Origin of the sequence: Pseudomonas sp. FEMGT703P (assembly GCF_002786345.1) — a bacterium.
Classification (GTDB): domain Bacteria; phylum Pseudomonadota; class Gammaproteobacteria; order Pseudomonadales; family Pseudomonadaceae; genus Aquipseudomonas; species Aquipseudomonas peli.
Genome location: NZ_PGCM01000005.1, coordinates 1,075,235 through 1,099,740 on the forward strand (window position 1 = coordinate 1,075,235; position 24,506 = coordinate 1,099,740).

At 60.6% G+C, this 24,506-nt stretch carries 22 protein-coding genes; 12 read left to right on the forward strand and 10 right to left on the reverse strand.

Going from position 1 to position 24,506, the window contains the following annotated elements:
• Nucleotides 1–142: 142 nt before the first annotated feature.
• Both CUR33_RS08835 and CUR33_RS08840 read left to right on the forward strand, forming a co-directional pair.
• Nucleotides 143–1,351 (forward strand): sensor histidine kinase, encoded by a 1,209-nt coding sequence (locus CUR33_RS08835; RefSeq protein ID WP_160085040.1) that lies wholly within the window; start codon nt 143–145, stop codon nt 1,349–1,351.
• 6 nt (nt 1,352–1,357) lie between these two features.
• Nucleotides 1,358–2,764: a sigma-54-dependent transcriptional regulator gene (locus CUR33_RS08840; protein ID WP_289239336.1), complete on the forward strand. Its 1,407-nt coding sequence runs from the start codon at nt 1,358–1,360 to the stop codon at nt 2,762–2,764.
• Between the two features lie 77 nt (nt 2,765–2,841).
• Here CUR33_RS08840 and lapD read toward each other — a convergent pair whose 3' ends face one another.
• The 4 genes from lapD to CUR33_RS08860 all read right to left on the reverse strand — a co-directional run bounded on the left by lapD (nt 2,842) and on the right by CUR33_RS08860 (nt 6,613).
• Nucleotides 2,842–4,791, reverse strand: coding sequence for a cyclic di-GMP receptor LapD (gene lapD / locus CUR33_RS08845; protein WP_289239337.1), 1,950 nt, complete (start codon nt 4,789–4,791; stop codon nt 2,842–2,844).
• 9 nt (nt 4,792–4,800) lie between these two features.
• Nucleotides 4,801–5,493, reverse strand: coding sequence for a cysteine protease LapG (gene lapG / locus CUR33_RS08850; RefSeq protein ID WP_167141531.1), 693 nt, complete (start codon nt 5,491–5,493; stop codon nt 4,801–4,803).
• A 109-nt stretch (nt 5,494–5,602) separates the two neighbouring features.
• Complete coding sequence (locus CUR33_RS08855; RefSeq protein ID WP_167141529.1) at nt 5,603–6,016, reverse strand: YbaN family protein; 414 nt, start codon at nt 6,014–6,016, stop codon at nt 5,603–5,605.
• Between the two features lie 9 nt (nt 6,017–6,025).
• Complete coding sequence (locus CUR33_RS08860; RefSeq protein WP_090248233.1) at nt 6,026–6,613, reverse strand: UPF0149 family protein; 588 nt, start codon at nt 6,611–6,613, stop codon at nt 6,026–6,028.
• A 165-nt stretch (nt 6,614–6,778) separates the two neighbouring features.
• Between CUR33_RS08860 and recQ the strand changes: the two genes are divergently transcribed.
• The 7 genes from recQ (at nt 6,779) to CUR33_RS08895 (ending at nt 15,952) form a co-directional block, all read left to right on the forward strand.
• A complete protein-coding gene (gene recQ / locus CUR33_RS08865) occupies nt 6,779–8,905 on the forward strand; it encodes a DNA helicase RecQ (protein WP_170050043.1) in 2,127 nt (708 codons plus the stop codon).
• A gap of 98 nt (nt 8,906–9,003) precedes the next feature.
• On the forward strand, nt 9,004–10,167 hold the full coding sequence (locus CUR33_RS08870; protein WP_289239338.1) for a GGDEF domain-containing protein: 1,164 nt from the start codon (nt 9,004–9,006) through the stop codon (nt 10,165–10,167).
• A 115-nt stretch (nt 10,168–10,282) separates the two neighbouring features.
• Nucleotides 10,283–11,299 carry a DUF2804 domain-containing protein gene (locus tag CUR33_RS08875; RefSeq protein WP_289239339.1) on the forward strand — a complete coding sequence of 339 codons (1,017 nt, stop codon included), beginning with the start codon at nt 10,283–10,285 and terminating at the stop codon, nt 11,297–11,299.
• A gap of 92 nt (nt 11,300–11,391) precedes the next feature.
• Nucleotides 11,392–11,826, forward strand: a complete 435-nt coding sequence (locus tag CUR33_RS08880; RefSeq protein WP_090248226.1) for a MarR family transcriptional regulator — start codon at nt 11,392–11,394, stop codon at nt 11,824–11,826.
• Complete coding sequence (locus CUR33_RS08885; RefSeq protein WP_289239340.1) at nt 11,826–13,229, forward strand: DHA2 family efflux MFS transporter permease subunit; 1,404 nt, start codon at nt 11,826–11,828, stop codon at nt 13,227–13,229. Before CUR33_RS08880 ends, CUR33_RS08885 begins: the two co-directional genes overlap by 1 nt.
• 341 nt (nt 13,230–13,570) lie before the next feature.
• Nucleotides 13,571–15,550, forward strand: coding sequence for a FimV/HubP family polar landmark protein (locus tag CUR33_RS08890; protein WP_289239341.1), 1,980 nt, complete (start codon nt 13,571–13,573; stop codon nt 15,548–15,550).
• Nucleotides 15,551–15,664: 114 nt separating this feature from the next.
• Nucleotides 15,665–15,952, forward strand: a complete 288-nt coding sequence (locus tag CUR33_RS08895) for a SelT/SelW/SelH family protein (RefSeq protein ID WP_289239342.1) — start codon at nt 15,665–15,667, stop codon at nt 15,950–15,952.
• Here the strand turns inward: CUR33_RS08895 and CUR33_RS08900 are convergent, their stop codons facing one another.
• The 3 genes from CUR33_RS08900 to CUR33_RS08910 all read right to left on the reverse strand — a co-directional run bounded on the left by CUR33_RS08900 (nt 15,953) and on the right by CUR33_RS08910 (nt 17,994).
• Nucleotides 15,953–16,804: a DMT family transporter gene (locus tag CUR33_RS08900; protein ID WP_289239343.1), complete on the reverse strand. Its 852-nt coding sequence runs from the start codon at nt 16,802–16,804 to the stop codon at nt 15,953–15,955. It lies immediately after the preceding gene.
• Complete coding sequence (locus CUR33_RS08905) at nt 16,801–17,136, reverse strand: tRNA-binding protein (protein ID WP_289239344.1); 336 nt, start codon at nt 17,134–17,136, stop codon at nt 16,801–16,803. Before CUR33_RS08905 ends, CUR33_RS08900 begins: the two co-directional genes overlap by 4 nt.
• Before the next feature lie 108 nt (nt 17,137–17,244).
• Nucleotides 17,245–17,994, reverse strand: a complete 750-nt coding sequence (locus tag CUR33_RS08910; protein WP_289239345.1) for an AraC family transcriptional regulator — start codon at nt 17,992–17,994, stop codon at nt 17,245–17,247.
• 125 nt (nt 17,995–18,119) lie between these two features.
• Here CUR33_RS08910 and CUR33_RS08915 point away from each other — a divergent pair, with 125 nt between their 5' ends.
• Together CUR33_RS08915 and CUR33_RS08920 are read left to right on the forward strand one after the other, a co-directional pair.
• A complete protein-coding gene (locus CUR33_RS08915) occupies nt 18,120–18,938 on the forward strand; it encodes a UDP-2,3-diacylglucosamine diphosphatase (RefSeq protein WP_289239346.1) in 819 nt (272 codons plus the stop codon).
• Entirely contained in the window at nt 18,935–19,993 is a 1,059-nt protein-coding gene (locus CUR33_RS08920; RefSeq protein ID WP_289239347.1) for a glycosyltransferase family 4 protein, read from the forward strand. The genes CUR33_RS08915 and CUR33_RS08920 overlap by 4 nt, the downstream gene beginning before the upstream one ends.
• On the opposite strand, the gene CUR33_RS08925 is transcribed toward CUR33_RS08920, so the two are convergent.
• Nucleotides 19,986–21,374: an adenylate/guanylate cyclase domain-containing protein gene (locus tag CUR33_RS08925; RefSeq protein WP_090248212.1), complete on the reverse strand. Its 1,389-nt coding sequence runs from the start codon at nt 21,372–21,374 to the stop codon at nt 19,986–19,988. The genes CUR33_RS08920 and CUR33_RS08925 overlap by 8 nt on opposite strands.
• A gap of 171 nt (nt 21,375–21,545) precedes the next feature.
• Complete coding sequence (locus tag CUR33_RS08930) at nt 21,546–21,863, reverse strand: Mpo1-like protein (protein WP_289239348.1); 318 nt, start codon at nt 21,861–21,863, stop codon at nt 21,546–21,548.
• 151 nt (nt 21,864–22,014) lie between these two features.
• Here CUR33_RS08930 and CUR33_RS08935 point away from each other — a divergent pair, with 151 nt between their 5' ends.
• On the forward strand, nt 22,015–23,016 hold the full coding sequence (locus tag CUR33_RS08935; RefSeq protein ID WP_289239349.1) for an AraC family transcriptional regulator: 1,002 nt from the start codon (nt 22,015–22,017) through the stop codon (nt 23,014–23,016).
• A gap of 8 nt (nt 23,017–23,024) precedes the next feature.
• Here the strand turns inward: CUR33_RS08935 and CUR33_RS08940 are convergent, their stop codons facing one another.
• Nucleotides 23,025–24,479: a TrkH family potassium uptake protein gene (locus CUR33_RS08940; RefSeq protein WP_289239350.1), complete on the reverse strand. Its 1,455-nt coding sequence runs from the start codon at nt 24,477–24,479 to the stop codon at nt 23,025–23,027.
• Nucleotides 24,480–24,506 lie beyond the last annotated feature (27 nt).

Consider the following 24,506-nt stretch of genomic DNA (forward strand, 5'->3'; position numbering starts at 1 on the left):
CCTAATAAAGCCGAAGGTTTGACGAAACCTTCGGCTTTGTTTTTTATAGTATTGATTTAAAAGGGTATTTTTTCAGGCACGGGTATTGCTAACTCTCTTGCAACTGACTGTCTTATGACGGCTCGCTGCGCGAGAGAGAACCATGAACGCTAACGCCCAACGCCCTGAAGAATCCGAAGCGCCGGCTCCCGTGGAGCAGGCCAGCCGTGCCGGGCTCGAACAGGCTTTTGCCTTGTTCAACCAGATGTCGACTCAACTCAGCACCAGCTACAGCATGCTGGAGGCGCGGGTAACTGAGCTTAAGGGCCAGTTGGCGCTGGTAAGTGCTCAGCGTATGCAAGAGCTGGCCGAGAAAGAGCGCCTGGCTCATCGCCTGCAAAGCCTGCTGGATCTGCTGCCCGGCGGGGTGATCGTGATTGATGGTCAGGGCGTGGTGCGTGAGGCCAACCCGGTAGCGCGTAACCTGCTCGGCCAACCGCTGGTGGGTATGCTGTGGCGCCAGGTGATCGCGCGCAACTTCGCACCGCGTGAGGATGACGGTCACGAAATCTCCCTGAAGGATGGCCGGCGTTTGTCGATTGCCACCCGTTCCTTGCATGCCGAGCCTGGTCAGCTGGTGCTATTAACCGACCTGACAGAAACCCGGCGTTTGCAGGATCAGCTGTCTCGCCACGAGCGTCTGTCTGCCCTCGGCCGCATGGTTGCCTCTCTGGCGCATCAGATTCGTACGCCACTCTCTGCCGCATTGCTCTATGCCAGTCATCTGACTGAACAGGTACTGCCGGTTGAGCAGCAGCAGCGTTTTGCTGGCCGCCTGAAAGAGCGTCTGCATGAGCTGGAGCATCAGGTGCGTGACATGCTGATCTTCGCCCGTGGCGAACTGCCGTTGCCGGATCGCTTGGCGCCCAAGGCACTGTTCGAGGCTCTGCGCAGCGCTGCCGAACCCCATGTGCTGGATATGCAGGTGCGCTGGCAATGCGACAGCCGCGCAGGCGAGCTGCTGTGCAACCGTGACACCTTGGTGGGCACGGTGCTCAACCTGATCGAGAACGCGATTCAGGCCGGCGGCCGTGAGGCGCGCTTGAAGATTCATCTGTACCAGCGCGGCGAAACGCTGCGCCTGTGCATCAGCGACAACGGCCCAGGCATCGATAGCGCGACACTGGCGCGGCTTGGCGAACCCTTCTTTACCACCAAAACCACCGGTACCGGGCTTGGCCTTGCCGTGGTTAAGGCAGTGGCGCGCGCCCATCAGGGTGATGTGCAGCTGCGTTCGCGGCCAGGGCGTGGCACTTGCGCCATCCTCACCTTGCCGCTGCTTGGTGCTACGCACCCTTTGATTCAGGAGTAACCATCCATGGCGAGCAAAATTCTACTGGTCGAAGATGACCGCGCGTTGCGCGAAGCCCTGGCCGATACCCTGGCGCTGGGTGGGCATGATTACCGTGCGGTGGATTGCGCCGAAGCGGCGCTGCTGGCGATTGCCGAAGAACCTTTCGGTCTGGTGGTCAGCGACGTAAACATGCCCGGCATGGATGGCCATCAGTTGCTCGCGCAGATTCGTCAGCGTCAGCCGCAACTGCCGGTGCTGCTGATGACTGCGTTTGGCGCGGTGGAACGGGCGGTGGATGCCATGCGCCAGGGCGCAGCGGATTACCTGGTCAAACCCTTTGAGCCAAAGGCATTACTGACGCTGGTGGATCGGCATGCACTGGGGCGTATTTCTGTCAGCGAGCAGGATGGTCCCGTTGCTGAGGAGCCGGCCAGCGTGCAACTGCTGGCGTTGGCCACGCGGGTGGCACAAAGCGATTCCACAGTGTTGATCACGGGCGAGTCCGGCACGGGTAAAGAAGTGTTGGCGCGTTTTATCCACCAGCAGTCGCCACGCGGCAGCAAACCCTTCATTGCCATTAACTGTGCGGCGATTCCAGACAACATGCTCGAAGCCACGCTGTTCGGCCATGAAAAAGGCGCGTTCACCGGGGCAATTGCCAGCGCGCCGGGCAAGTTCGAACTGGCCGAGGGCGGCACCATTCTGCTCGACGAGATTTCCGAGATGCCACTGGGCCTGCAGGCCAAGCTGCTGCGCGTACTGCAGGAGCGCGAAGTGGAGCGGGTTGGCGCGCGTAAGCCGATCACCCTGGACATCCGCGTGCTGGCCACCAGTAACCGTGACCTGGCCGCAGAAGTGGCGGCGGGGCGTTTCCGGGAAGATCTCTACTATCGCCTGTCGGTGTTCCCACTGGCCTGGCAGCCATTGCGTGAACGCCCGGCGGATATCGTGCCGCTGGCTGAGCGTCTGCTGGCCAAGTACGTTAAGAAAATGAACCACGCGCCGATTCGGCTTTCCCCACAGGCGCAGATGAGCCTGATGAGCCATAGCTGGCCGGGCAATGTGCGCGAGCTGGATAACGCCATTCAGCGCGCATTGATCCTTCAGCAGGGCGGGCTGATTCAGCCACAGGATCTTTGCCTGTTGGCGCCTATTGGTTCGGCCGTTACGCCGCCCGTGCAACCGCTGTTGTCGGTGGTGGTCAATAGCGCACCTGCGCCGCAGGACGCCTCGCCGGCTGAAGCTGGCGCATTGGGCGATGATCTGCGTAGGCATGAATTTCAGATGATCATCGATACCCTGCGTGCCGAGCGTGGTCGTCGCAAGGAAACCGCTGAGCGCCTGGGCATCAGCCCACGTACCTTGCGCTACAAGCTGGCGCAGATGCGTGATGCCGGGATGGATGTGGAAGGTTATCTGTTTGCCAGCTGAGCCGCTGTGGATGGGCTCTAAGCGCTGTATTTGATCGGGGTAGGCCGTAATCGGACTACCCCGTTTGCGTTATTGGATCAGTCTTTCCAGGGTTCTGGCGCGCCAAGCAGGCGACCCATTGCGCCGTACAGCCCCAGCTCCTTGAGCACCGCCAGCTCGCCCTCGGTCTCCACCATCTCGGCAATTAACGGCAGGTCGATGCTGTTGGTGGCGCGGAACACCGCTTCGATAAACATGCGTTTGTCGCTTTCCTGATCGATGGCGCGGATGTAGGTGCCGTCGAGTTTCAGGTAGGCAAGGCCCAGGTGAGTCAGGTTACCGATCAGGCTGAAACGCCCGCCAAAGTGTTGCAGGCCGAGGCTGAAGCCGGTGTCGCGGATGCCCTGGCTAAGCGCTTCCAGCTCGGCCGCAGGTGGCAGATGACGCTCGTCCACCTCCAAGGTCAGCAGGCTGGCCTGCTGCGGGTGCTGCCTGAGGATGTCGAACATGCGCTTGAGGGTTTCGGTGTCACGCAGGGTCGCTGCCGATAGGCTGAGGGCCAGCGGCGCTGAATGCTGGCTCAGATGCGCCAGGCTGTGTTCGAGCATGGCCAGGTCAAAGCGCGCGGTCCAGCCCAGGCGCTCGATCCAGGGCAGGAAGCGGCCAGCGGCAATGGCCTCGCCTTGCGGGTCAAGTAGGCGCGCCAAAACCTTGTGATGCAGCAGCCGGTTGCGATCCGCGCATTGCGTGACCGGCTGGAAATATAGCTGCAGCTTGCGCTTGTTGAGTGCTTCGTCGATCCAGGTGCGCCAGTCGTGCAATCCCTGAGTCGGTTGTGCGTTGTAATCATCCAGGCGTACCCAGTCGCGGCTCGGGTCGTTCTGCGCTTGCGCCAGGGCCTGATCAGCGCGGCTGATGACTTGGCCGGGTTCTTCGCCTGGGCGGAAGGCGGCAATGCCCATGTGCGCTACCGGTGTGCAGTCGCTGGCACCGGTCTGGCAAAGGCTTTCCAGGCCTGCATGCAGTTCGCCGGCCAGCAGATCGGCCTCTTCACGGCCAATGCCCGGTGCCAGCAAGCTGAATTCGCCTCCGCGGCTGCGTGAGGCCAACCAACTGGCGCGCTGAGGCTGATGAAGCAGGCGTTTGAGCAGCTCACCGATGGCAGCAATCAACGCGTCCGTTTGCTGGCCACCGAAGCGTTGGTTCAGCCCACTGAGATCATTGACGCGCAACAGAACGAGATAGCCATCGGCATTCTGGTCGTTGACGACCAGCTGATGGGCCAGGCGTATATCGAACAGGCGGCGATTGGCCAGGCCGGTGATGCTGTCCTGATAGGCCTCTTCACGCAGTTTTTCACTGCGCGCGGCTTCTTCGGCGAACAGAGTTTTTAGTTTTTCCACCATCTGGTTCATGGCGGTGACGACGCGTTTGAGCTCGGGTGTGCGGGGTACTTTGGGCAGGGTAAGAAACTCACGACGGGAAATGGCTTGGGCTTGCTGCACCATGTTGTCCAGCGGGCGCAGTTGGGTGCGCAGTAACCAGCCTCCGAGTACGGCGCTAACCAAACCACAGAGCAGCAGCCAGAGTAGGCTGCCAATAGCGCTGTCCCAGAGTTTAGCCAGGGCAAATTGCGGGTGGCTGAGGACTTCAACCCGTGCGGCCTGTTCCCAGCCGCGCATGATCAGCGCATCACCGCCCTGGGGCTGTAGGTTGACCAGCTCGCTGAACCAGACCGGAACGGTGTCGGCGCTGGCCTCGTCGCTGCGTCGCTCGACAATCACCTCACCGCCAGGGATGCGCACCACGCGGATGCTGGTGAAATAGCCGCTGTCGAAGATCGAGCTGACCATCAGCTCGATCATCGCCGGGTCATCCACGTGCGGGGTCATCGACAGGCCCAGCGCGGTCGCGGCGTCCTGGGCATGGGAGCGCAGCTGGCTGAGCAATTGCTCACGCGAGCTTTCCACCCCGGCGATAAAGCTGCCGGTAAAGGCCACTACCAGGAACAGGCAGATGGCGAGAAATAGCTGCTTGAGTAGAGACATAGGTTCCTCCTAGCCTTCGCCGATGGCGAAGCCCTCCGTGCGCATTTTTTTCAAGATGTCCTGCCAGCGTGAGAGCTTCTTGGAATCGCTCTTTCTGCTGGTGGAACCCGGTAGATAGAGGCCTTCGGCGTTGAATGCATAGACCGGCAGCAGGTCTTTACGTTGCGAGGCGGGTTTTATTTCATTGATCAGGTTGTCCAGCACCAGTGGTTCGGCACCGGGACTGGCGTAGTAGGTCAGGACCATATGCGCCTGGTTGTAATTGAGTGCCTTGACGTAGGTGATGCGCAGTTTGTCGCTGGGGATACCGAGGCGGCGCAGGGTGAAGTATTTGGCGATGGAATAGTCTTCGCAGTCGCCTTCACCCTTGACCAGCATCTCGATGGGCGTGGCCCAGTAATCGTTCTGTTTCCACAGGCGGATATCGTCGGTAAAGCGGATCTGCCGATTGAAGAAGCGGTTGACCTCGGTGAGCTTATCTCTTTCGCTGCTGCTGCCACTGGCCATGATTTGCGCTTCCCAGGCCTGGATACGCTGCTTGGCGGCACCGAGGTTGCCATACCGGGTTTCAGCATTTTTAAGGATGACGGCAAAATCCCAGTTGGCCAGGGCGCTGGCCAAGCCAAACAAGAGTGCACTGCAGCCTAACGCGGCTCGCTTGAGCGGTATCAGCTTTAGTGGAAGGTACTGACGGGCTGGCATGTAACGCGCCTCGACCAGAGATCAGGCAAGTCTAGGTGCAGCCTGTGCTTTTTGCCGCTTAGAACCTGAATCTGTGCTGAGCGCTGTCGGTGATGGCAGAAGTGCGGGCTTAGGGTTTGATCCGGGTTTTCTGCTTGAGTATGTACAAGCTGACCACGACCGCGCTGGTCAGCATAAAAGCACGGGCCCAGAACAACGGCACCAGGTAGCACGACAGGCCGATGCTCAGCCACATCAGGCCTATGGCGTAGACCTTACCTTTGAGTGGAATACCCTGGCCTTCGAGGTAATCAACGATCCATGGGCCAAGCTGGCGGTGATTGACCAGCCACAGGTAGAAGCGCTTCGAGCTGCGCATAAAGCACGCTGCCGCCAACAGCAGAAAAGGCGTGGTGGGCAGTACTGGGAGGAAGATGCCGATAACACCCAGTGCCACGCTCAGCCAGCCGATGGCCAGCAGAACGTAGCGAATAACGGGGTTGCGCTGCTCTTGAACAGGCGGCACCGGAATCTCACGCGCCATGGCGCGTGCTTAGTGGTGGCGAGGCTTCAGAAGAGCCGGCTTTTCTTCCGGCGCATGGCACAGCAGGAACAGTGCGGTCAGCAGCTCAGGGATCTGCTCGACCATGCTGTCGACCAGGTCGCGGTCACGGGCGATCTCGGCGAATTCAGGTTGCTCGTCGAACAGGCCGGAACCGACCATGATCGGCAGCAGCAGCTCGCTGACTTCATCTTCGGCGTCGTCGAACCATACCGCTTCACGCAGGAACACCCCTTCCATAAAGCCGATGCACCAGCCGCGCAGGTCGGAATCGTCTGGCTCTTCGCCCAGGTCGAGGTCGCACGGTACATCGGGTTCATCGTCGCTGGCCAGTTGGCGGGCGATATGGCTTTGCAGCTGGATCAGGGTCGCTTCGATCTCTTCACGCTCGGCATCACTGCGGTAATGCGGCGCCTCGGAGAACAGCGCGTCAATCCACTCGCGCTCAGGCACCGGCTCTGGGCAGATCGACAACGCGGTCAGGTAGCCGTGGGCGGCGATGTAGTCCAGTGCCTCTTCATGCAGCTCATCGGCATCGAGGAAGGCTTGCAGGCGGGAGAGTTGCTCGGCGAAGGACATCGGGGGCTACCTTGAAGGAGTAAACGAGGCTGAATTCTAGTCTAGAGCGGCCAGTGCAGCCATAGCCGCGGCCATGGCGGGTGAAAATCGGATCAAACGCCAGCATGCCTGCGCGTGCCCAAGCGGCACTTGCGTATAATGCGCGGCTTGTTTCGGAGACCCTTCATGCTCGAACACGCGCAACGCATCCTCAAAGACGTCTTTGGCTACGACAGTTTTCGTGGCCGTCAGGGTGCCATTATCGAGCGCGTGGCCAGCGGTGGTGATGCCCTGGTACTGATGCCCACCGGTGGCGGCAAGTCGCTGTGCTTCCAGGTGCCGGCCCTGTTACGCGATGGCCTGGCGGTGGTGGTGTCGCCGCTAATTGCGCTGATGGATGATCAGGTCGCCACCCTTGATGAGCTGGGCGTGGCCGCGGTGGCGCTGAACTCGACCTTGAGCGCCGATGAGCAGCGCGAGATCGCCGAGCGAATCAAGCGCGGCGAAATCAAGATGCTTTACCTGGCTCCCGAGCGGCTGGTACAGCCGCGCATGCTGAGCTTTCTGCAGAACCTCGACATTGCCCTGTTCGCCATCGACGAGGCGCATTGCGTGTCGCAGTGGGGACATGATTTCCGCCCCGAATACCTGCAGCTGGGCCAGCTGGCCGAGCTGTTCCCCAATGTGCCGCGTATTGCTCTGACGGCCACGGCCGATATGCGCACCCGTGAGGAAATCGTTCAGCGCCTGCACCTGCAGAATGCCGAGCGTTTCCTGTCGAGCTTCGACCGGCCGAACATCTTCTACCGCATCGTGCCCAAGGAGCAGCCACGCAAGCAGCTGCTGAGCTTTTTGACTGCGCGCAAAGGCGATGCTGGCATCGTGTATTGCCTGTCGCGCAAGAAGGTCGAGGAAGTGGCCACGTTCCTCTCTGAGCAAGGCTTCCCCGCGTTGCCTTATCACGCCGGCTTGGCCAACGAGTTGCGCGCCTATCACCAGAAGCGCTTTCTCAATGAGGAAGGGCTGATCATGGTGGCGACCATCGCCTTCGGCATGGGCATCGATAAACCCAACGTGCGCTTTGTCGCCCACCTTGATCTGCCGAAATCTCTGGAAGCTTATTATCAGGAAACCGGTCGCGCCGGCCGTGATGGCCTGCCCGCAGATGCCTGGATGGCTTACGGCCTGCAGGATGTGATCTTCCTCAAGCAGATGCTCAACAACTCCGAAGGCGACGAGCGTCATAAGCGCGTCGAGCAGCACAAGCTCGATGCCATGCTGGCGCTGTGCGAGGAAACTCGCTGCCGGCGCCAGGCGCTGCTGGCCTATTTCGATGAGGACATGCCGCAGCCCTGCGGACACTGCGACAACTGCATCGATGGCGTGCAGACCTGGGATGCCACCGAGCCGGCGCGTCAGGCGCTGTCGGCGATCTACCGCACCGGCCAGCGTTACGGTGTGGGTCATCTGGTTGATGTATTGCTCGGGCGTGATAACGAGAAAATTCGCACCGTGGGTCATCAGCATTTGGCCGTGTTTGGTATCGGTAAGGCGCTGGCCGAGGGTGAGTGGCGTTCGCTGTTTCGTCAGTTGGTGGCGCGCGGTTTGGCGGATGTTGATTTGGACGGTTTTGGTGGGCTGCGCCTTTCTGACAGTTGCCGGCCTTTGCTCAAGGGAGAGGTCAGCCTGCAGCTACGCCGTGATCTGAAACCGCAGCAAAGCGCCAAGGCCTCCAGCAGTGCGGCTAGCCAGCTGGTGCGTGGTGAGGAACGCGGCCAGTGGGAAGCGCTGCGCGCCTTGCGGCGCAAACTGGCGGAAGAGCATGGCGTGCCGCCGTATGTGATCTTCCCGGATGCCACCTTGCTGGAGATGCTGCGTAGCCAGCCCAGCACTCTGGCCGAAATGGCGCGGGTCAGTGGAGTCGGTGCGCGCAAGCTGGAACGCTATGGTGAGGCCTTCCTGGCGGTGCTCGGTGCGGATGATGAAGCACCGCGTGCAGTGGTCGACTTGCGTCACGAGCTGGTCAGCCTGGCCCGCGCGGGCATGACCCCCGCGCAGATTGCCAGCCAGCTGAGTTGCAGCGAGAAGAATGTTTACGGTCTGCTGGCCGAAGCCATTGGTCGGCAGCAGCTGTCCCTGGAGCAGGCGCTGGATGTGCCTGAGGGATTGCTTGGCGAAATTCAGGATGCCTTCCTCGATGGCGAAGGAGAGTTGCCACCGGTAGCGGCGATCAGTGAGCAGTTTGCCGGGCGGGTTGAGCTGGGCATCCTGCACTGCGTACGTGCTGCCTTGCAGGCCGAATTCGAGGCCTGACACGCCTCGTGGGGCTGTTATCCCCGCGGATGGTTCGGCTTGTGGCACCCGGTATGAGCGGCTAAGGTGGTTTCAGCCACTCCGCTGCAGAGGTTCCGGTGCCGCTTTCCCATGCCTGGCTAGACGATGTTCGCCCCAGCCCCTATGCCGATCAGCTCGCCTTGGGCTTTCGACTGCTGCGTTTCTCTCGGCCGCTGGAGCAGGAGTACCGCAACTATGTGCGTGACGACACCTTCGAACTCAAGCGCATTGCCCTGGTTGTGGGCATTCTGGTGTGGCTGGCGTTTGCCGCGTTCGATTTCGTCCTGATTCGGGCGCCCGAGGTGTGGTGGATGCTGGGCATCCGTCTCGCCGTCTTACTGTTGCTGTGCCTGTTTGGTGTATTGCTGATTCAACGCAAGCATGTTCATTTGCTGCAACCGCTTAGCTGGGTCAGCCTGCTTGCACTTGGCGCGGCAGCATCGCTGGTGGTGGGCATTGCCCATCGAGTGGACCCCAGTTACCCCTATGAAGGGCTGTTGTTGGTCTGTATGGCCGCCTACTTTCTGGCCGGGTTACGCCTGATCGAGGCGTTGTGCTGCTCTTTGCTGGTGCTGTTGGTATACGTCTGTGTCGAGCTACTGGTCGCCGATTTACCCATGCCTCGGTTGATCAACAACACCCTGTTTCTACTGTTTGGCAACTTGATGGGCGCAGTAGGGTGTTACTTGCTGGAGTTCAAGTCGCGCGAGCATTTTCTGATCAGCCGGTTGATGCGCGTACTGGCCGATCACGACAGCCTGACCGGCTTGCACAACCGCCGCAGTTTCAACCGCCAGTTCGAGCGCCTCTGGCGTCAGGCGCAGCGCGAACAGCGCAGCCTGGCGCTGTTGCTCTGCGATGTTGATCACTTCAAAGCCTACAACGACCACTACGGTCACCAAGCTGGCGACAACGTGTTGCAGCGCATAGGCAGCCTGCTGCAGGACGCGGCACGGCGCCCACTGGACATTGCTGTGCGTCTGGGCGGTGAGGAGTTTGCCGTGTTGCTTTACGACATCGGTGAAGCCGAAGCGCGGCATCACGGCGAAGCCCTGCGTCAGACTCTGCAGACCTTGAACATCCAACATGCCGGCTCGGATACGGCAAGCATGCTGACCATGTCGATCGGTATTTCCTGCATCCAGCCTGCCGCTGGGGGGGCGTTGGCGCAGCTCTATGAGCATGCAGATCGCGCTCTTTATGAAGCCAAGGCGTTTGGCCGTAATCAGGTCGTGGCCTGAGAGTCTGGGCTTGAGGTGGCCGATTTTGCCGCTGCGCTTGGCGCCTGCGGTGAATGCTTGGAGCAAAGTCGCGGTGCTAGCATCGCTGAGGTTTTTTCCTTGAGTGATTGCTCCGATGGATCGACTGATTCAGGCCAACGGCCAGCCGCATTACGGCATCTTTCCCGCCGCGCCGGGGCTGATCAACTACCGCGATTTTGATTTCCGCTCGCCTATGGGGCGCAAGTTGGGTGCGTTGGCCAAATGGCGGCGTTTTCATCAATTCCAGTATTTCGGCCTGATCAGCGATGAGCTGATTGGCGGCTGCGCGCTGGCCAACCTCAGCCTGTTGGGTGTGGGTTTCGTCTACCTGTTCCACCCAGCCAGCGGGCGCATGATCGAGCGTCAGTTCAAGCTGCCGCTGGGCTTTGGCAGCCAGTTCTCGCAGACCCCAGATCAGGGCGTGTGCGAGGTGCGTAGCGGCGGCAATCTGCTGCGCTTGGAGAACAGCTCCGTATCGAAGGAAAAGCGTCTGCTGGTGGAACTGGATGACGGCACTCGCATCGACGCCTGTTTCTCTGAGGCAGAACCTGCTTTTCAGCCGATGTGCATCAACACGCCGACGGCGGTCAATGGCTGGGTCTATGCACAGAAAGTGGCGGGGGTACGCTGCACCGGGCAAGTGCGCAGTGCGCTGGGGGATTTCGACCTGGCGCAGATCGGCGCATTTGCCCACCACGACTGGTCGGCCGGTTATATGCGCCCGGAGACCCATTGGAACTGGGCCTGCTTATCCGGCCCGGCCGGGGAGCAGCGGGTCGGGCTGAATCTGTCCTGCGGGGTCAATGAAAGTAGCTTTACCGAGAACTGCTTCTGGCTGGATGGCGAGCTGCTCAAGGTCGATACCGTACGCTTTGCCTTTGATCGTGATCAGCCGCTGCAGCCTTGGTTGATCAACTCCTATGACGGCCAGGTGGAGCTGCGCTTCGAGGGACGTGGCCTGCACAAGGAGCGATTGAACGTGGGGCTGCTGGCGAGCAACTTCAAACAGATATTTGGCCAGTTCACCGGCGTGCTGCGCCCGACTGGCCGGCCCGAAGTGCGCATCGACAACCTCTGGGGCTTTGTTGAAGATCAGTATGTAAAGTGGTGAAACGGTTGTAAGCCTTCTGCAGGCTTGCCTCATGAAAAGGGTTATGGTTAGCTGGCTAATAATTAGTTTTTTATAGTTAAGAGCCGTTGTCCATGTCGCATACCGATCAACACCGTTTTGCCATGCAAGTTGCCCAGCTTTCCCGTGCCTGGCGCGCCGAATTGGATCGCCGCCTCGTCGGCCTGGGGCTTTCCCAGGCTCGCTGGCTGGTGCTGCTGCATCTGGGGCGCTTTGCCGAATTGCCGACCCAACGCGAATTGGCGCAGAGCGTCGGTGTCGAAGGGCCGACCCTGGCGCGTCTGCTCGACAGTCTTGAGGCCCAAGGCTTGGTAAGCCGCCAGGCGGTGCCTGAAGACCGCCGCGCGAAGAAGATTGCCCTCAGCCCGCAGGCCCGCCCATTGATTGAAAAGATCGAAGCGATCTCTGCGCAACTGCGCCAGGAAGTGTTCGCTGGCATTGATGAAGACGAATTGCGCCGCTGCCAGAAGGTTCATGCCCAGGTGTTGAGTAACCTGGAAAAACGCTGATGCGTGACGACCTGCAGGCCCTGCAGCAACGTTTCGGTCCGCGCTACCCGCAGTGGCTGCTAGCGTTGCTGATGGTCGGCAGCATGGCCATGGTCTTGGCCTCTACCAGTATCAACGTCGCCTTGCCGGCAATCATGGCGGACTTCGCCATTGGGCGGCCGCTGGCGCAGTGGTTATCCACGGGGTTTCTAGCGGCCATGACCGCTGGCCTGCTGCTTGCCGCCTGGGCCCAGGCGCGCTTTGGTGCGCGGCGTACGGCGCAGTTTGGTCTGCTGCTGTTTATCCTCAGTTCGCTGGTGGCGTTGGTGGCTCATGCGGCTTGGCAACTGATTGCCTTGCGCATCGTGCAGGGGCTGTGTGCGGGGGTTGTGCAGCCCTTGGCCATGGTGCTGATCTTCCGCGTGTTCGCCGATGGCGGGCGCGGCATGGCGCTGGGCATCTACGGCTTGGGGGTTATGCTGGCGCCGTCGTTGGGGCCGGGAATCGGTGGTTACCTGGTCGATCATTTCGGCTGGCCGTCGATCTTCTGGATGCCGCTGCCAATGTGCCTGCTGGCCATGCTCGCCGGGCAGTGGTTGTTGCCCAGTGAACGTGCGGCTAGCACTCCGCGTCTGGATATTCAGGCCTTTGCCTGGCTGTGTGTGGCGATATTTGCAGCGTTGGGCTTTCTTGCCGAGGCGCAGCGTTTTGCCTGGTCGGCGCCGAGGGTCTGGTTACCGGGTTGCCTCGCACTGCTGGCAGGTGTGGCGTTTATCCTGCGCAGCCGGCGCGCTGCTCAGCCGCTGTTGCCGCTTGCCTTATGGCGGCATGCCGGGTTCCGCAGCGCCAGTTGGGTCGCCTTGACCCTGGGGTTGGGTTTGTATGGTTCCACCTACCTGATTCCGCTGTATCTGCAAACCGTTGAAGGCTTCAGCGCCGGACGCTCGGGTCTGCTGCTGTTGCCGGCGGGAATCTTGATGGGCATGGCGTCCTTTCTCGGCGGCTGGCTCAGTGATCGACTGTCTGCGGCAGTGCTGCTGAGTGGCGGGCTGTTGATCTTTGCCTTGTCGGCGGCGGGGATGGCTTGGGTTGAGCAGGGCGCCTCATTCATTCAACTGTGTTTCTGGGCCTGTGTCGGGCGTATTGGTCTGGGCGTGTTGCTGCCGGCCTTGAGTACCGGTTCGCTGGATATCCTCAGCCCTGAGGAACTGGCTCAAGGCGCTGGCGCCATCACCTTCGTGCGTCAGCTCGGCGGTGCGTTCGGGGTCAATCTGCTGACCTTCTTTCTGGAGTGGCGGCACAGCGCCGAAGGCGGCGATCATTTCGCGGAGATGCTCGCCTTCAAGCAGAGTTTCTGGTTGGTGGCTGGCGTTTTCGCGATCACGGTTTTGGCGGCCTGGGGCGTCAAGTCAACCAGGCGCTGACAGCTAAACGATTGTGTGACGGAGTTGTCGTTTTCTTGGCTAAACGCCTATGCTTGCACCTGTAATGGCTTTTTGCCGAGCGGCGTCGGTTATTCGTCTATTCAGTGCGCCGTATTTATGGCCATGCACCAGCCGGGTTAAACACGGAACGTACTTCCCAAGGCAACATTTGCCGATTCCTACTCTGTCGCAAGCGCTGGAAGCGCACGTCCTGGACGTGAAGTGGCGAGGGATTAGGGGGCGGAGTCACGGGAGCGTTTTTTATGGCAAAGGTTCGTCAGTTACTACTAAGTTTGGCGTCAAGTTCAGCATTGTATTCAGGTTTAGTCCCTGCACTTGGCTTGGGTGAAATCACCCTGCATTCGGCACTTAGTCAGCCGCTGGATGCCGAAATCGAACTGTTTGATGTAGGCGATCTGACCGCTGAAGACATGCGTGTGCGCCTGGCGCCTGCCGAAGTGTTCAGCCGTTCCGGCGTCGACCGTCTGTATTTCTTTAATGACCTGCGTTTTACCCCGTTGCTGCGGGGCGGCAAGAGTGTGATTCGCGTGGTATCGACGCAGCCGGTGCGTGAGCCTTACCTGAATTTTATTGTTGAAGTGGTCAGGCCCAACGGCCAGCTGTACCGCGAGTACACCGTATTGCTTGACCCACCCAGCTCTGCGGCTTACCGCAGCCTAGCGGCGCCTGCTGCATCTACAGTACCTGTATCGGCACCAACTGTGACTCGTGCCGAGGCTGTTGAGCCTGCACGGCGAGAGGTATTGCCCGCCGCGCAGCAGGGAAATCGCTACAGCGTGGTCAGCGGCGACAGCTTGTGGAAGATTGCCGAGCGTCTGGCCGCTGAGACAGGGCAGGTGACGCCTCAGGTGCTGATGAACGATATCCATGCGCTTAATCCGCAAGCCTTCATCAACGGTGATATCAATCGCCTCCGTGCCGGTGCGCAATTGCTCTTGCCCGATAGTGTTGCGGGTGTGCCGTCTGCAGTGGTCGAGCCGGCAGTAGCGGCAACTGCTGCGCCCGAGACTTTGGCTGCGCCTAGTGCTCAGCTGCCGGTCGACCCGCCAGCCGAGCTGCTGATTCAGGAACAGGCTCGCGTCGAGCAGGAGCTGGCCAGCCAGATTAGTGAGACCCTGCAATTGCAACAGAGCCTGGCGCAGCTGGGCTTGCAGGTTCAGCAGCTGCAGGAGCAGATGGAAGCGCGTGATCAGCAGATTGCTGGCCTGCAGGCCGAGTTGGCCGCGCGTCGTGCGAGCGCCGAAGCAAGTGCCGCGCCTGTGCCTGCTCCGGTCGCGGTAACCGCACCGGTTACGGCGGAATCAGGTAGCAACTGGCTGGCGATTATTGCCGGTCTACTGGCGCTGTTACTGGCCGGTGTCGTGGGGCTGTTCTGGCGCAGCAGAAAACCCGTTGAGCCAGCCCCTGTTGCGGTCGCCGCTGCCGTAATGCCGGTTATGCCGACGGTGCCCAGCTCTGCTCCAGCGGCAGCTGTAACGCCGGCCGCTGCAGTGGCGCTCAATATGCGCGAGGTGCCGCGTGGTGGGCCGGTATGGCCAGCAGCGGGTGAGGATGCGCTGCAAAGTGCCAACGTGTATATCGCTTATGGCCGCCTGAATGAGGCCGCCAGCACGTTACGCAAGGCCTGGGAGGCTCAGCCGCAGCGCAGTGATATCGGTTTCCGCTTGCTGGAAGTTTTGGCGTTGTTGGGGGATGCCCAAGGTTTTATCGACCATGAAGCCGTGGTGCGGGCATCCGGCTTTACTCCGGCGCGGATCGACGAGTTGAAGGCGCGGCATGCCGAGTTGTTCAGCGCGCCGCCGGCCAGTTTGCTGGACGATGTGGTGCTGGAGCTGGATGAGGTCGAGGCGCAGCCGTTGGTGGATGCTGCCAATGATGGCCAGCTCAATCTGGACGATATGTCGCTGGATGCCGACTGGGATCTGGTCAGCCCCTTTGCCCCAACTGCGCCGAACAAAGTGGCGGACAAGACCGGCAGCAGTACTGCGGCCAAGCGTAAGACTTCGGATATCTTCGAACTGTCCAGCAGCCGTGATGCCCGCAGCCCGTTTGCCGAGTCCATGCTGGTGGAAGAAACATCCAATGACGGTTGGGGTGGTGACGTCCTCGATGTGGAGCTGCTGGATGATTTTGATGAGCTGGCCAGCAACCGCGAAAACCTGTCCAAACTGAACATGGCTCTGGCCTATATCGAGCAGGGCAGCCTGGACAGCGCCTGCCAGATCCTCAATGAAGTAATCAACGAAGGCGATGAGGAGCAGAAGCAGGAGGCGCGTCAGCTGCTGGCTAAAATCGCCTGATTCAGAACGCTGTTGCTCAACGCCCGCTAGCTTGCGCTAAGCGGGCGTTTTTCTTCTGCTGACCTATGGCAGCTGCGCGTTATCATCGGTTTTTCATCCGTCGTGAGCCTGCCAATGTCCAACCCCAAAGCCGAAGTCGTTATCACCTATTGCACGCAATGCCAGTGGCTCCTGCGCGCTGCCTGGCTAGCGCAGGAACTGCTGTCGACGTTTACCGATGATTTATCCAGGGTTTGCCTGGAGCCCGGTACAGGTGGGGTGTTTCGCATCACCTGTGATGGTGTGCAGATCTGGGAGCGCAAGGCCGATGGCGGTTTTCCCGAGGCCAAGGTGCTCAAGCAGCGCTTGCGCGATCAGATTGATCCGGCGCGGGATCTGGGTCATAACGACCGCAGCCATTGATCACTTGGCCATCCGCGCCGATAGAAAGATCGCGCTGACAATCAGCAGCCCGCCAGCCAGCATGCGCAGTGTCGGCACTTCGCTGAACAACAGCCAGGCGAAGGCAATGCCGTAGATCGGCTCCAGGGCGAAAATCACCGCCGTAGTGCGTGCCTTGAGTACCCGCAGGCTGGCGACGAACAGGCTGTGCGCCAGGCCCGTGCAAAAGATCCCAAGCATCGCCATCCACAACCAGTCCTGCGCCTGCACGCTGGGCAGGGTTGGCCAGGTCAGCGGCAGGAATACCAGTAGCACGGTGAGGTTCTGGTACAGCGCCGCCTGGACTGGCTCGATGCCACGGGTGCTGGCGCGGTTGAGCAGCGACAGCAGGGCGAATAGCAGGCCGGAAAGTACTGCCCAGAGCAGGCCGCTGGTGGCCTGGCTGCTCAGGTCGAAATGCGGGGTGACCAGCACCAGGCCCAGGCACACCAGCGCCACCATGGCGTATTCGACTGGGCGTGTGCGCTCGCGGAACAGCAAACCTTCGAGCAGTACGGTAAAGGCCGGGAAACTGGCGAAGCCGAGGGTGGCGATGGCCACGCCGGAGATATGCACGGACTCGAAAAAACTCCACCAGTGACCGCCAAGCAGCAGGCCGCCAAGGGCCAGCAGGCTGGTCTGGCGCAAGCCGAGGCGTACCAGGCGCGCGTTGCTGATCAGCTTGGCGAACAGCAATAAGGCCGCTACAGCGAACGCAGCGCGGCCGGCGGAGATCATCTGCGGTGTGGTATTGGCCAGCTTGCCGAATATGCCGGATAGGCCAAACAGCAGGGCGCCTAGATGGATCGCCAACAGTGCATTACGTTGATTCATGCCAGGCGTGCGCCGTTGGGGAGCGGTTTGTCGAAGCCGGCCAACACGACCTTGTTGTCGGCGTCATAGACGCCGGTCACCAGCACTTCGGAGCGCACGCCGGCGATGCGCTTGACGGCGAAGTTGCACACGCACAGCACTTGGCGGCCGACTAGCTGCTCGCAGCTGTAATGGGCGGTGAGCTGGGCGCTGGAGGTCTTGATGCCCAGCTCGCCGAGATCCACTTCCAGCACATAGGCGGGTTTGCTGGCTTGTTCATTAGGTCGGGCGGTGCGAATGGTGCCGACGCGCAGCTCCACTTTTTCAAAGTCCTGCCATTCGATGTTTTGCATAGGCGACTCCTCGATTCTGCCGGGCAGTCTAGGTGCCTATCTGCGCCGTTGTCTGTCGCGGGAATCGTGGGTTTTGTCGCCAGGCTCTCACAAGAGAGTGCCTTCAAATTAGTCAGTGCGGCGCAGTTGCCGAGGCGTAACGCCGAGATGCCGTGACAGGGCGGCGCTAAAGGCACTTTGCGAGCTGTAGCCGACCCGCGCAGCAATCTCGCCAATTGCCAGGTTGCTGCCTTGGAGCAGTTGACGTGCCAGCTGCAGGCGACGGCTGCGCACGTAATCCATCGGTGTTTGCCCGGTCTCGGCGAGAAAGCGCGCATGAAAACGTGCTGCCGACAGGCCGGCCAGGCGCGCCAAATCGGCCACCTGCAAGGGGTGCGCGGCATGCTGGTCGATATGCGCATCCAGCGCCGCCAGCGGTAGGCGACTGGCGGCGTGGGCAGAAGTCTCGCCATTGGCCAGGCTGGCCAAGAGCAGAGCGGCGCCTTGCTGGGCAATGACCGGGTCATTGATTGGGCTGGCGGCCAGCCAGCTGACCAATTGGCTCTGCGCAGGGTTGAGGCTGACGGCGGCAGGTTTGTCCAGCAGGCGGCGAGTGGCATCCACGTGCCGGCCCAGCTGTTGTTGCAGCCAGCTGTCTGCGGGTACGTCGAGCACCAGGCAATGACTGCCGTCTTTGCTACCGCAGGCGTGCTGCGCAGCGCTGGGTACCACGGCCAGGGTCTGATGTTTCACCTGGCTGATTTGGCCTGCCACCTCGAACTCCAGCAGGCCGCTCAAGCCAAACACCAGCTGCGCATGGTCATGGCTGTGGCTGAGCAGTTCATGGCTGTAGTGACGCAGCGAGAGCAGCGAGGACATGGTGGGCTCCTTGTTCGGCTAGCCAGTTTATACCCTTTAGAGGTTGTCACCGAATTGCCACGGCGCTGTCATGCGTCTTTCACTCCGTCTGCGCAGACTCGAGCAAACCCAGCCGGAGGTCGTCCATGACCAGCGCTCAGCTCGCCAAGCCCAGCCGCAAGCAACGTGTCCGTACCCTGTGGATTTCCGACGTGCACCTGGGCACCCGGGATTGTCAGGCTGAACATTTGGCGGCGTTTCTCAAACGCTACCAGACTGACAAGATCTACCTGGTCGGTGACATCATCGACGGCTGGAAGCTGCGCAGCGGGGTGTACTGGCCGCAGTCGCACAGCAACGTGATCCGCCGCCTGCTGACCATGAGTAAGCGCGGCACCGAGGTGATCTACGTCACCGGCAACCATGACGAATTTCTGCGCCGCTATTCCAGCCTGATGCTCGGCAATATTCAGTTGGTCGACGAGGCCGAGCACTTCACTGCCGATGGTCGCCGGCTGCTGGTGATTCATGGCGACCAGTTTGATGTGATCACCCGCTATCACCGCTGGCTGGCCTTTCTTGGCGACTCTGCCTATGGCTTTACCCTGACACTCAACCGCTGGCTGAATTTCTGGCGTAGCCGCTATGGCTATGGCTACTGGTCGCTGTCGGCGTACCTCAAGCACAAGGTCAAGAGCGCGGTGAATTTCATCAGCGACTTTGAAGAAGCCATCGTCCATGAATGCGCCAAACGCGGCTTCAACGGCGTGATCTGTGGGCATATCCATCATGCCGAAATCCGCCCGATGGGTGATGTCGAGTACATGAATTGCGGCGATTGGGTGGAGTCCTGCACGGCCTTGATCGAGCATCTGGATGGCAGCATCGAGTTGTATCGCCTGGCCGATGATCAGGCGCGCCAGCTGCAAGCAGCTCCAGTTGCGGCTGCCGAGCCTGCTCTGTGAGGATTCTGATCGTCTCCGACGCCTGGACACCCCAGGTCAATGGTGTGGTCACCAGTTTGCAGGCGTTGATCAGCGAATTGCGTAGCCTTGGCCATCAGGTCAAGCTGCTGTCACCGGCGGACTTTCGCGCTGTGCCGTGCCCCAGTTACCCGGAAATTCCCTTGGTGTGGAACCTCTGGCAGGTTGGTCCGGCGATCCGCGCGTTTCAGCCGGATTGCGTGCACCTGGCGACTGAAGGGCCATTGGGTTGGGCGGCACGGCGCTGGCTGGTCAAGCGCGGTCTTGCCTTCTCCAGTGCTATTCATACGCGCTTTCCCGAATACGTGCACACCCGCTGGCCCTGGATCCCGCTGCGTTGGGGCTATGCCTTTCTGCGTGCTTTTCACCGGCCGAGTCAGGCGGTGCTGGTGACCACCGAGCGTATGCGCGACGAGTTTGCTTGCTGGGGCTTTAAGCGCCTGGTGCTGTGGCGTAAGGGTGTCGATACACGGCTGTTTCGGCCATCCGAAACGCTGCCAAGCCCTGCCGAACCAGTGTTTCTGTATGTCGGGCGGATCGCCCCGGAGAAGAATATCGAGGCGTTTCTGGTCCTCGATCTGCCGGGGCAAAAGCTGGTGGTCGGCGATGGCCCGCAGCGCGAGGCATTGCAGGCGGCTTATCCGCAGGTGAATTTTCTCGGCTACCAGCATGGCCAGGCCTTGGCTGAGGCGTTTCAGGCCGCCAGCGTGCTGGTATTCCCCTCGCGTACCGATACCTATGGTTTGGTGATGCTCGAGGCCCTAGCTTGCGGTACGCCAGTGGCAGCGTTTCCGGTAGCCGGGCCGCTTGACGTGTTGCAGGCGGGCGTCAGCGGGGTCATGCATGAGGACTTGCGCGCGGCCTGTTTAGCGGCCTTGAGCTTGGATCGGGGGCGTTGCGCCGAGTTAGCCGCGCGACAATCCTGGCGGGTGTCAGCACTGGAGTTTCTGGCGCAGCAGCCGCTGCTGGATGGTGAGTTGTGTATGCCTGTTGTGCAGGACTCACACGCAGCGGGGCATAAGCAGGCGCTTACATGATCACCTTGTCACGCAGCTTGTCGGCTGCCTGACTAAGGGCCTGGATGACTTTTTCCTTGTCGAAGTTCTGGATGCCATTGGTGTCCAGGTACATGGAGAAGCCTGGCAGTTCGTGTTCGACATAGCTCGACGTGGCGCCCAAGTCGCGGCGGAAATCCACCACCTGGTAGATTTGCACCGGGCGGGTAAAGCCCTTGACGGTGATCTGGCCCTTGTCGCGGCACATGATCACGTCCTTGATCAGTGAATAGGTCTCATGAGAGATCAGAATTTCGCCAGATTCAGCAGCGCTTTCCAGGCGGCTGGCGAGGTTAACGTCGCGGCCGATGATGGTGTAATCCATGCGTGTATCGGCGCCGAAGTTACCCACCGTGCAGTAACCGGTATTCAGCCCCATGCGGATTTCCAGTGGTTTGGTGATGCCCTGGGCGCGCCACTGCTGGCGCAGTACCTTCATATGCTTGCGCATGGCGATCGCCATGGAGACGGCATTCACCGCATCTTTCTTCGCGCCCTTACTGCTTGGGTCACCAAAGAACACCATCACGCAATCACCTACAAACTTGTCGATGGTGCCGCCGTATTTCAGGCAGATCTTCGACATCTCGTTGAGGTAGGTGTTGAGCAGGTCGGTCAGGGCTTCCGCTTCCAGCTCCTCTGACAGCTCGGTGAAGCCTTTGATGTCGGAGAAGAATACCGTGAGCTTTTTACGTTGGGTCTCCAGGCGCACGCTCTTCTTGCCAGTGAAGATCGACTCCCACACCTGCGGTGACAGGTACTTGGCGAGGTTGCGTGCCAACCGAGCAGCTTTTTCCTGTTCGCGACTGATTTCGCTGCGCACTTGCGCCAGGCGCAGGCCCTGCTGGTGGACAAAATAGGCAGTGATGCAGATGTACAGGGTGGTGAAGGCAATGCTGACCAGTGCCACCAGTGCCGGGGTGTGCACGTTGGGCTTGGCCTCTATCATGGCCAGGATGAAAACGGCACTGCTTAGAGCGATCAGGCCAGCCAGGCCGAGGTAACGCAGGCCGCCGATGACCAGGGCGCTGAACGTCATGATCAGTAGCGCCATCAAACTGGGAACCACTGAGAAACCCAGCAGGGCAATCGCGCCGCCGCAGTGCAAGGCATCAATAAACAGCAGGCTGAGCATCGTGCGCTGCGGGTGATCACGCTTGAAGCGCAGGCTCAGGTGGTGCGCCAGGTGCGGGTAAAGCAGAGCGTAGGGCACCATCCAGAGAATGTCGTAGCTGAAATGCTGGGTGTAGGTGCCGGCGGCAATGCTGGCTGCGATGGCGATATAGGCCAGTACGCGCGAGTAGTACTCACGCAACGGTGGTGCCGGCAGTGCGGAAATTCGGGGGGCGCTTTTGACATTCATCCGATGGGACAATCCCTGCTGCTCGTCTGGCACCTCTGCTGGGTGCCTGGGTGGCGCACCGTGCAGGCTGCGCGAAATAAGCCAGGGATCATAACCAAGCCCACCGCAACCGCCAAGCGCGGCGGCTGAACGGCAGGGCCGCGTGGGTCAGTGGTCGCGAGCAGCGAGCGCTTAAAACTTGATGCGCCCGGTAAAGGCATCCTTGAGCATGACCCAGTCGCCCATCAGCGAGTAGAACGGGTAGTCAAAGGTGGCGGGGCGGTTTTTTTCGAAAACGAAGTGGCCGACCCAGGCGAAGCCATAGCCCAGCAGCGGGATGGCCAGCAGCCACAGCCACTGCTGAGTCACCAGTGCATAGCCCAATACGCAGAGCACCAACAGGCTGCCAACGTAATGCAGCCGGCGGCAGGTAGCATTGCTGTGTTCCTGCAGGTAGTAGGGGTAAAACTCGGCGAAGCAGCTGAAGCGTTCGTGGGTTTCAGTACTCATCGGGGGCTCCTCTTATTCTTTTGAGCGTCACCCAGCTTGCAGCTGTGGCGGCTTACTAGCAGTCTAGGTCGACTGACGCGCTGGGCCACTGACATTAGGTGCCAGTTTAGTATCCTTCTGTCGCCCCTAGATTTCCTTATAAGAACAACTCATGAGCGAACGTACCACTTCATCCAGTTGGGCCTCGGGCATTGTCGCGGCCCTGGAGCTTGGCGGGGTTGATTGCCGCAGCCTGTTTGTCCAGTTGGGGCTCGACTATGCGGCCCTGACCGATCCCGACGCGCGGTTTGCCCAGGATGCGATGACCCGACTCTGGCACATGGCCGTGGAGGCCTCGGGCAATCCGGCCATTGGCCTGAATATGGCGAAGATCTTGCGACCATCGTCCTTCAATGTGGTTGGGTATGCGGTGATGAGCAGTCGCAACCTGCAGGAAGGCTTTGCCCGGCTGGTGCGTTATCAGCGGATTATTGGCGAAGGCGCCGACCTCAGCTTTCATCCCACCCCGGAAGGCTATGAAATGCTGCTGGCGATTCATGGTGACCGGCTACCGTCGGCCCGGCAGAGCGCCGAAGCCTCGCTGGCGCACTCCCTGGCGTTTTGCCGTTGGCTGACCGGCAAGCCGCTGCGCCCGCGGCGGGTGAGCTTTATCGGGCCGGCGCCGGAGGACATGGCGCCCTATGACGAAGTGTTCCAGTGTCCGCTGAAATTCAATGCCGAGCATTACGCCTTGCTGTTCGAGCGCGCTGACCTGGATGCTCCGCTGCCGTCAGCCAATGAGGCGCTGGCACAGCTGCATGACCGCTTTGCCGGCGATTACCTGGCGCGTTTTTCCGGTACACGGGTGACCCATCAGGTGCGTCAGGTGCTATGCCGCCTGCTGCCTCAGGGCGAGCCTAAGCGTGAGGCGGTGGCGCAGGCGCTGTTGCTGTCGGAGCGTACGTTGCAGCGACGCTTGCAGGATGAAGGCACCAGCTACCAGCACCTGCTCGACGATACGCGCCGTGAGTTAGCCGGCCAGTACCTGGGGCAGGCTAACCTGACCCTGCTGGAAATTTCCTACCTGCTGGGTTTCTCTGATCCGAGCAACTTCTTCCGCGCTTTCCGTCGCTGGTTTGACAGCACGCCGGGCGAGTACCGCGCACGGCTTTAACGGCGCGCTTAATGGCGCCAGAAGGCCGGCAGCATCAGCACCAAAACGGTGAGGATTTCCAGGCGGCCGAGCAGCATGCCGAAGGTCAGCAGCCATTTGGCGGTGTCCGGAAGGCTGGAGAAGTTACCCGCCGGGCCAATGATCGGGCCCATGCCCGGGCCGACGCCGGAGACGGTGCTGGCCGCGCCACTGAGTGCGGTGATCCAGTCCAGGCCGCAGAGCGTCAGGCCCAATGCCAGCACGGCGATGGTGATGGTGAAGAAGAACGAGAAGGTCAGAATCGAGCGGACAATGTCTTCATCCAGGTGGTGGCGGTTGTACTGCTGCTTGATCACCGCGCGCGGATGAATCAGCTGCATCAGGTTGGCCCGGAGCAGCACGTAGGCTACCTGAAAACGGAAGATCTTCAGGCCGCCGGCAGTTGAGCCCGAACAACCCCCGATAAACCCCAAATAGAAGAACAGCATGCCGGCAAAACCGCCCCATAGCGTGTAGTCACCCAGGGCAAAGCCGGTGGTGGTCATGATCGAGGTGGTGTTGAACGCCACGTGGCGAATGGCTTCGAGCCAGTGCAACTCGGTGCTGATGTAATACCACGTGCCGAGTAGCAGCCAGGTGCTCAGCAGAATGCCGAGAAAGCCCCGTACCTGCTGGTCGCGGATCAGCGCTTTGTAATTGCCGCGCAGCATTGAGGCAAACAGCACGAACGGCACACTGCCGAGAATCATCAGCACGATGGTTACCCAGTGCACGGCGGGCTCGGTCCATTTCCCCAGGGACTGATCAGAGGTGGAAAACCCGCCGGTGGCGATGGCTGACATGGTGTGATTGATCGCATCGAAGACGCCCATGCCAGCGGTCCAGAGTGCCAGGCAGCCGATGAGGCTGATGCCCAGGTAGGCCGCGATCATGTATTTGGCGACCATGTGCGAGCGCGGCATGATTTTTTCGGAGCGGTCCGAGGATTCAGTCTGGAACAGGCGCATGCCGCCGATGCGCAGCATGGGCAGAATCGCCACGGCCATGGCGATAAAGCCAATCCCGCCGAGCCAGTGCAGCAGGGAGCGCCAGATCAGAATCCCCGGTGACATGCTGTCCAGTCCCGTGAGGACCGTGGCGCCGGTGGCGGTGATGCCCGACATGCTCTCGAACACTGCGTCGGTCACGCCCAGGTGTTGGGAGAACATGAACGGCAGTGCGGCGAACAGCCCCACCAGAATCCAGCTGGACACCGTCAGCAAGTACATGTCGCGTGGGCGCAGTTGCACATCCTTGGGCCGCCCTTGGGCAATCATCGCGATGCCCGCGATAAAAGTGATCAGACTCGACCAGAGAAAGGCGTTGAGTTCGTCAGGCCGCGCAAACAGCATCAGGGTCAGCATGGGAACGGCCATGCTGATCGCCAGGGTCAGAAGAAAGATGCCATTGATAAACGCGATAATCCGCAAGGTCGGCCAAGCCATTTAAGCGTGTTCCATTCCATGAATAGC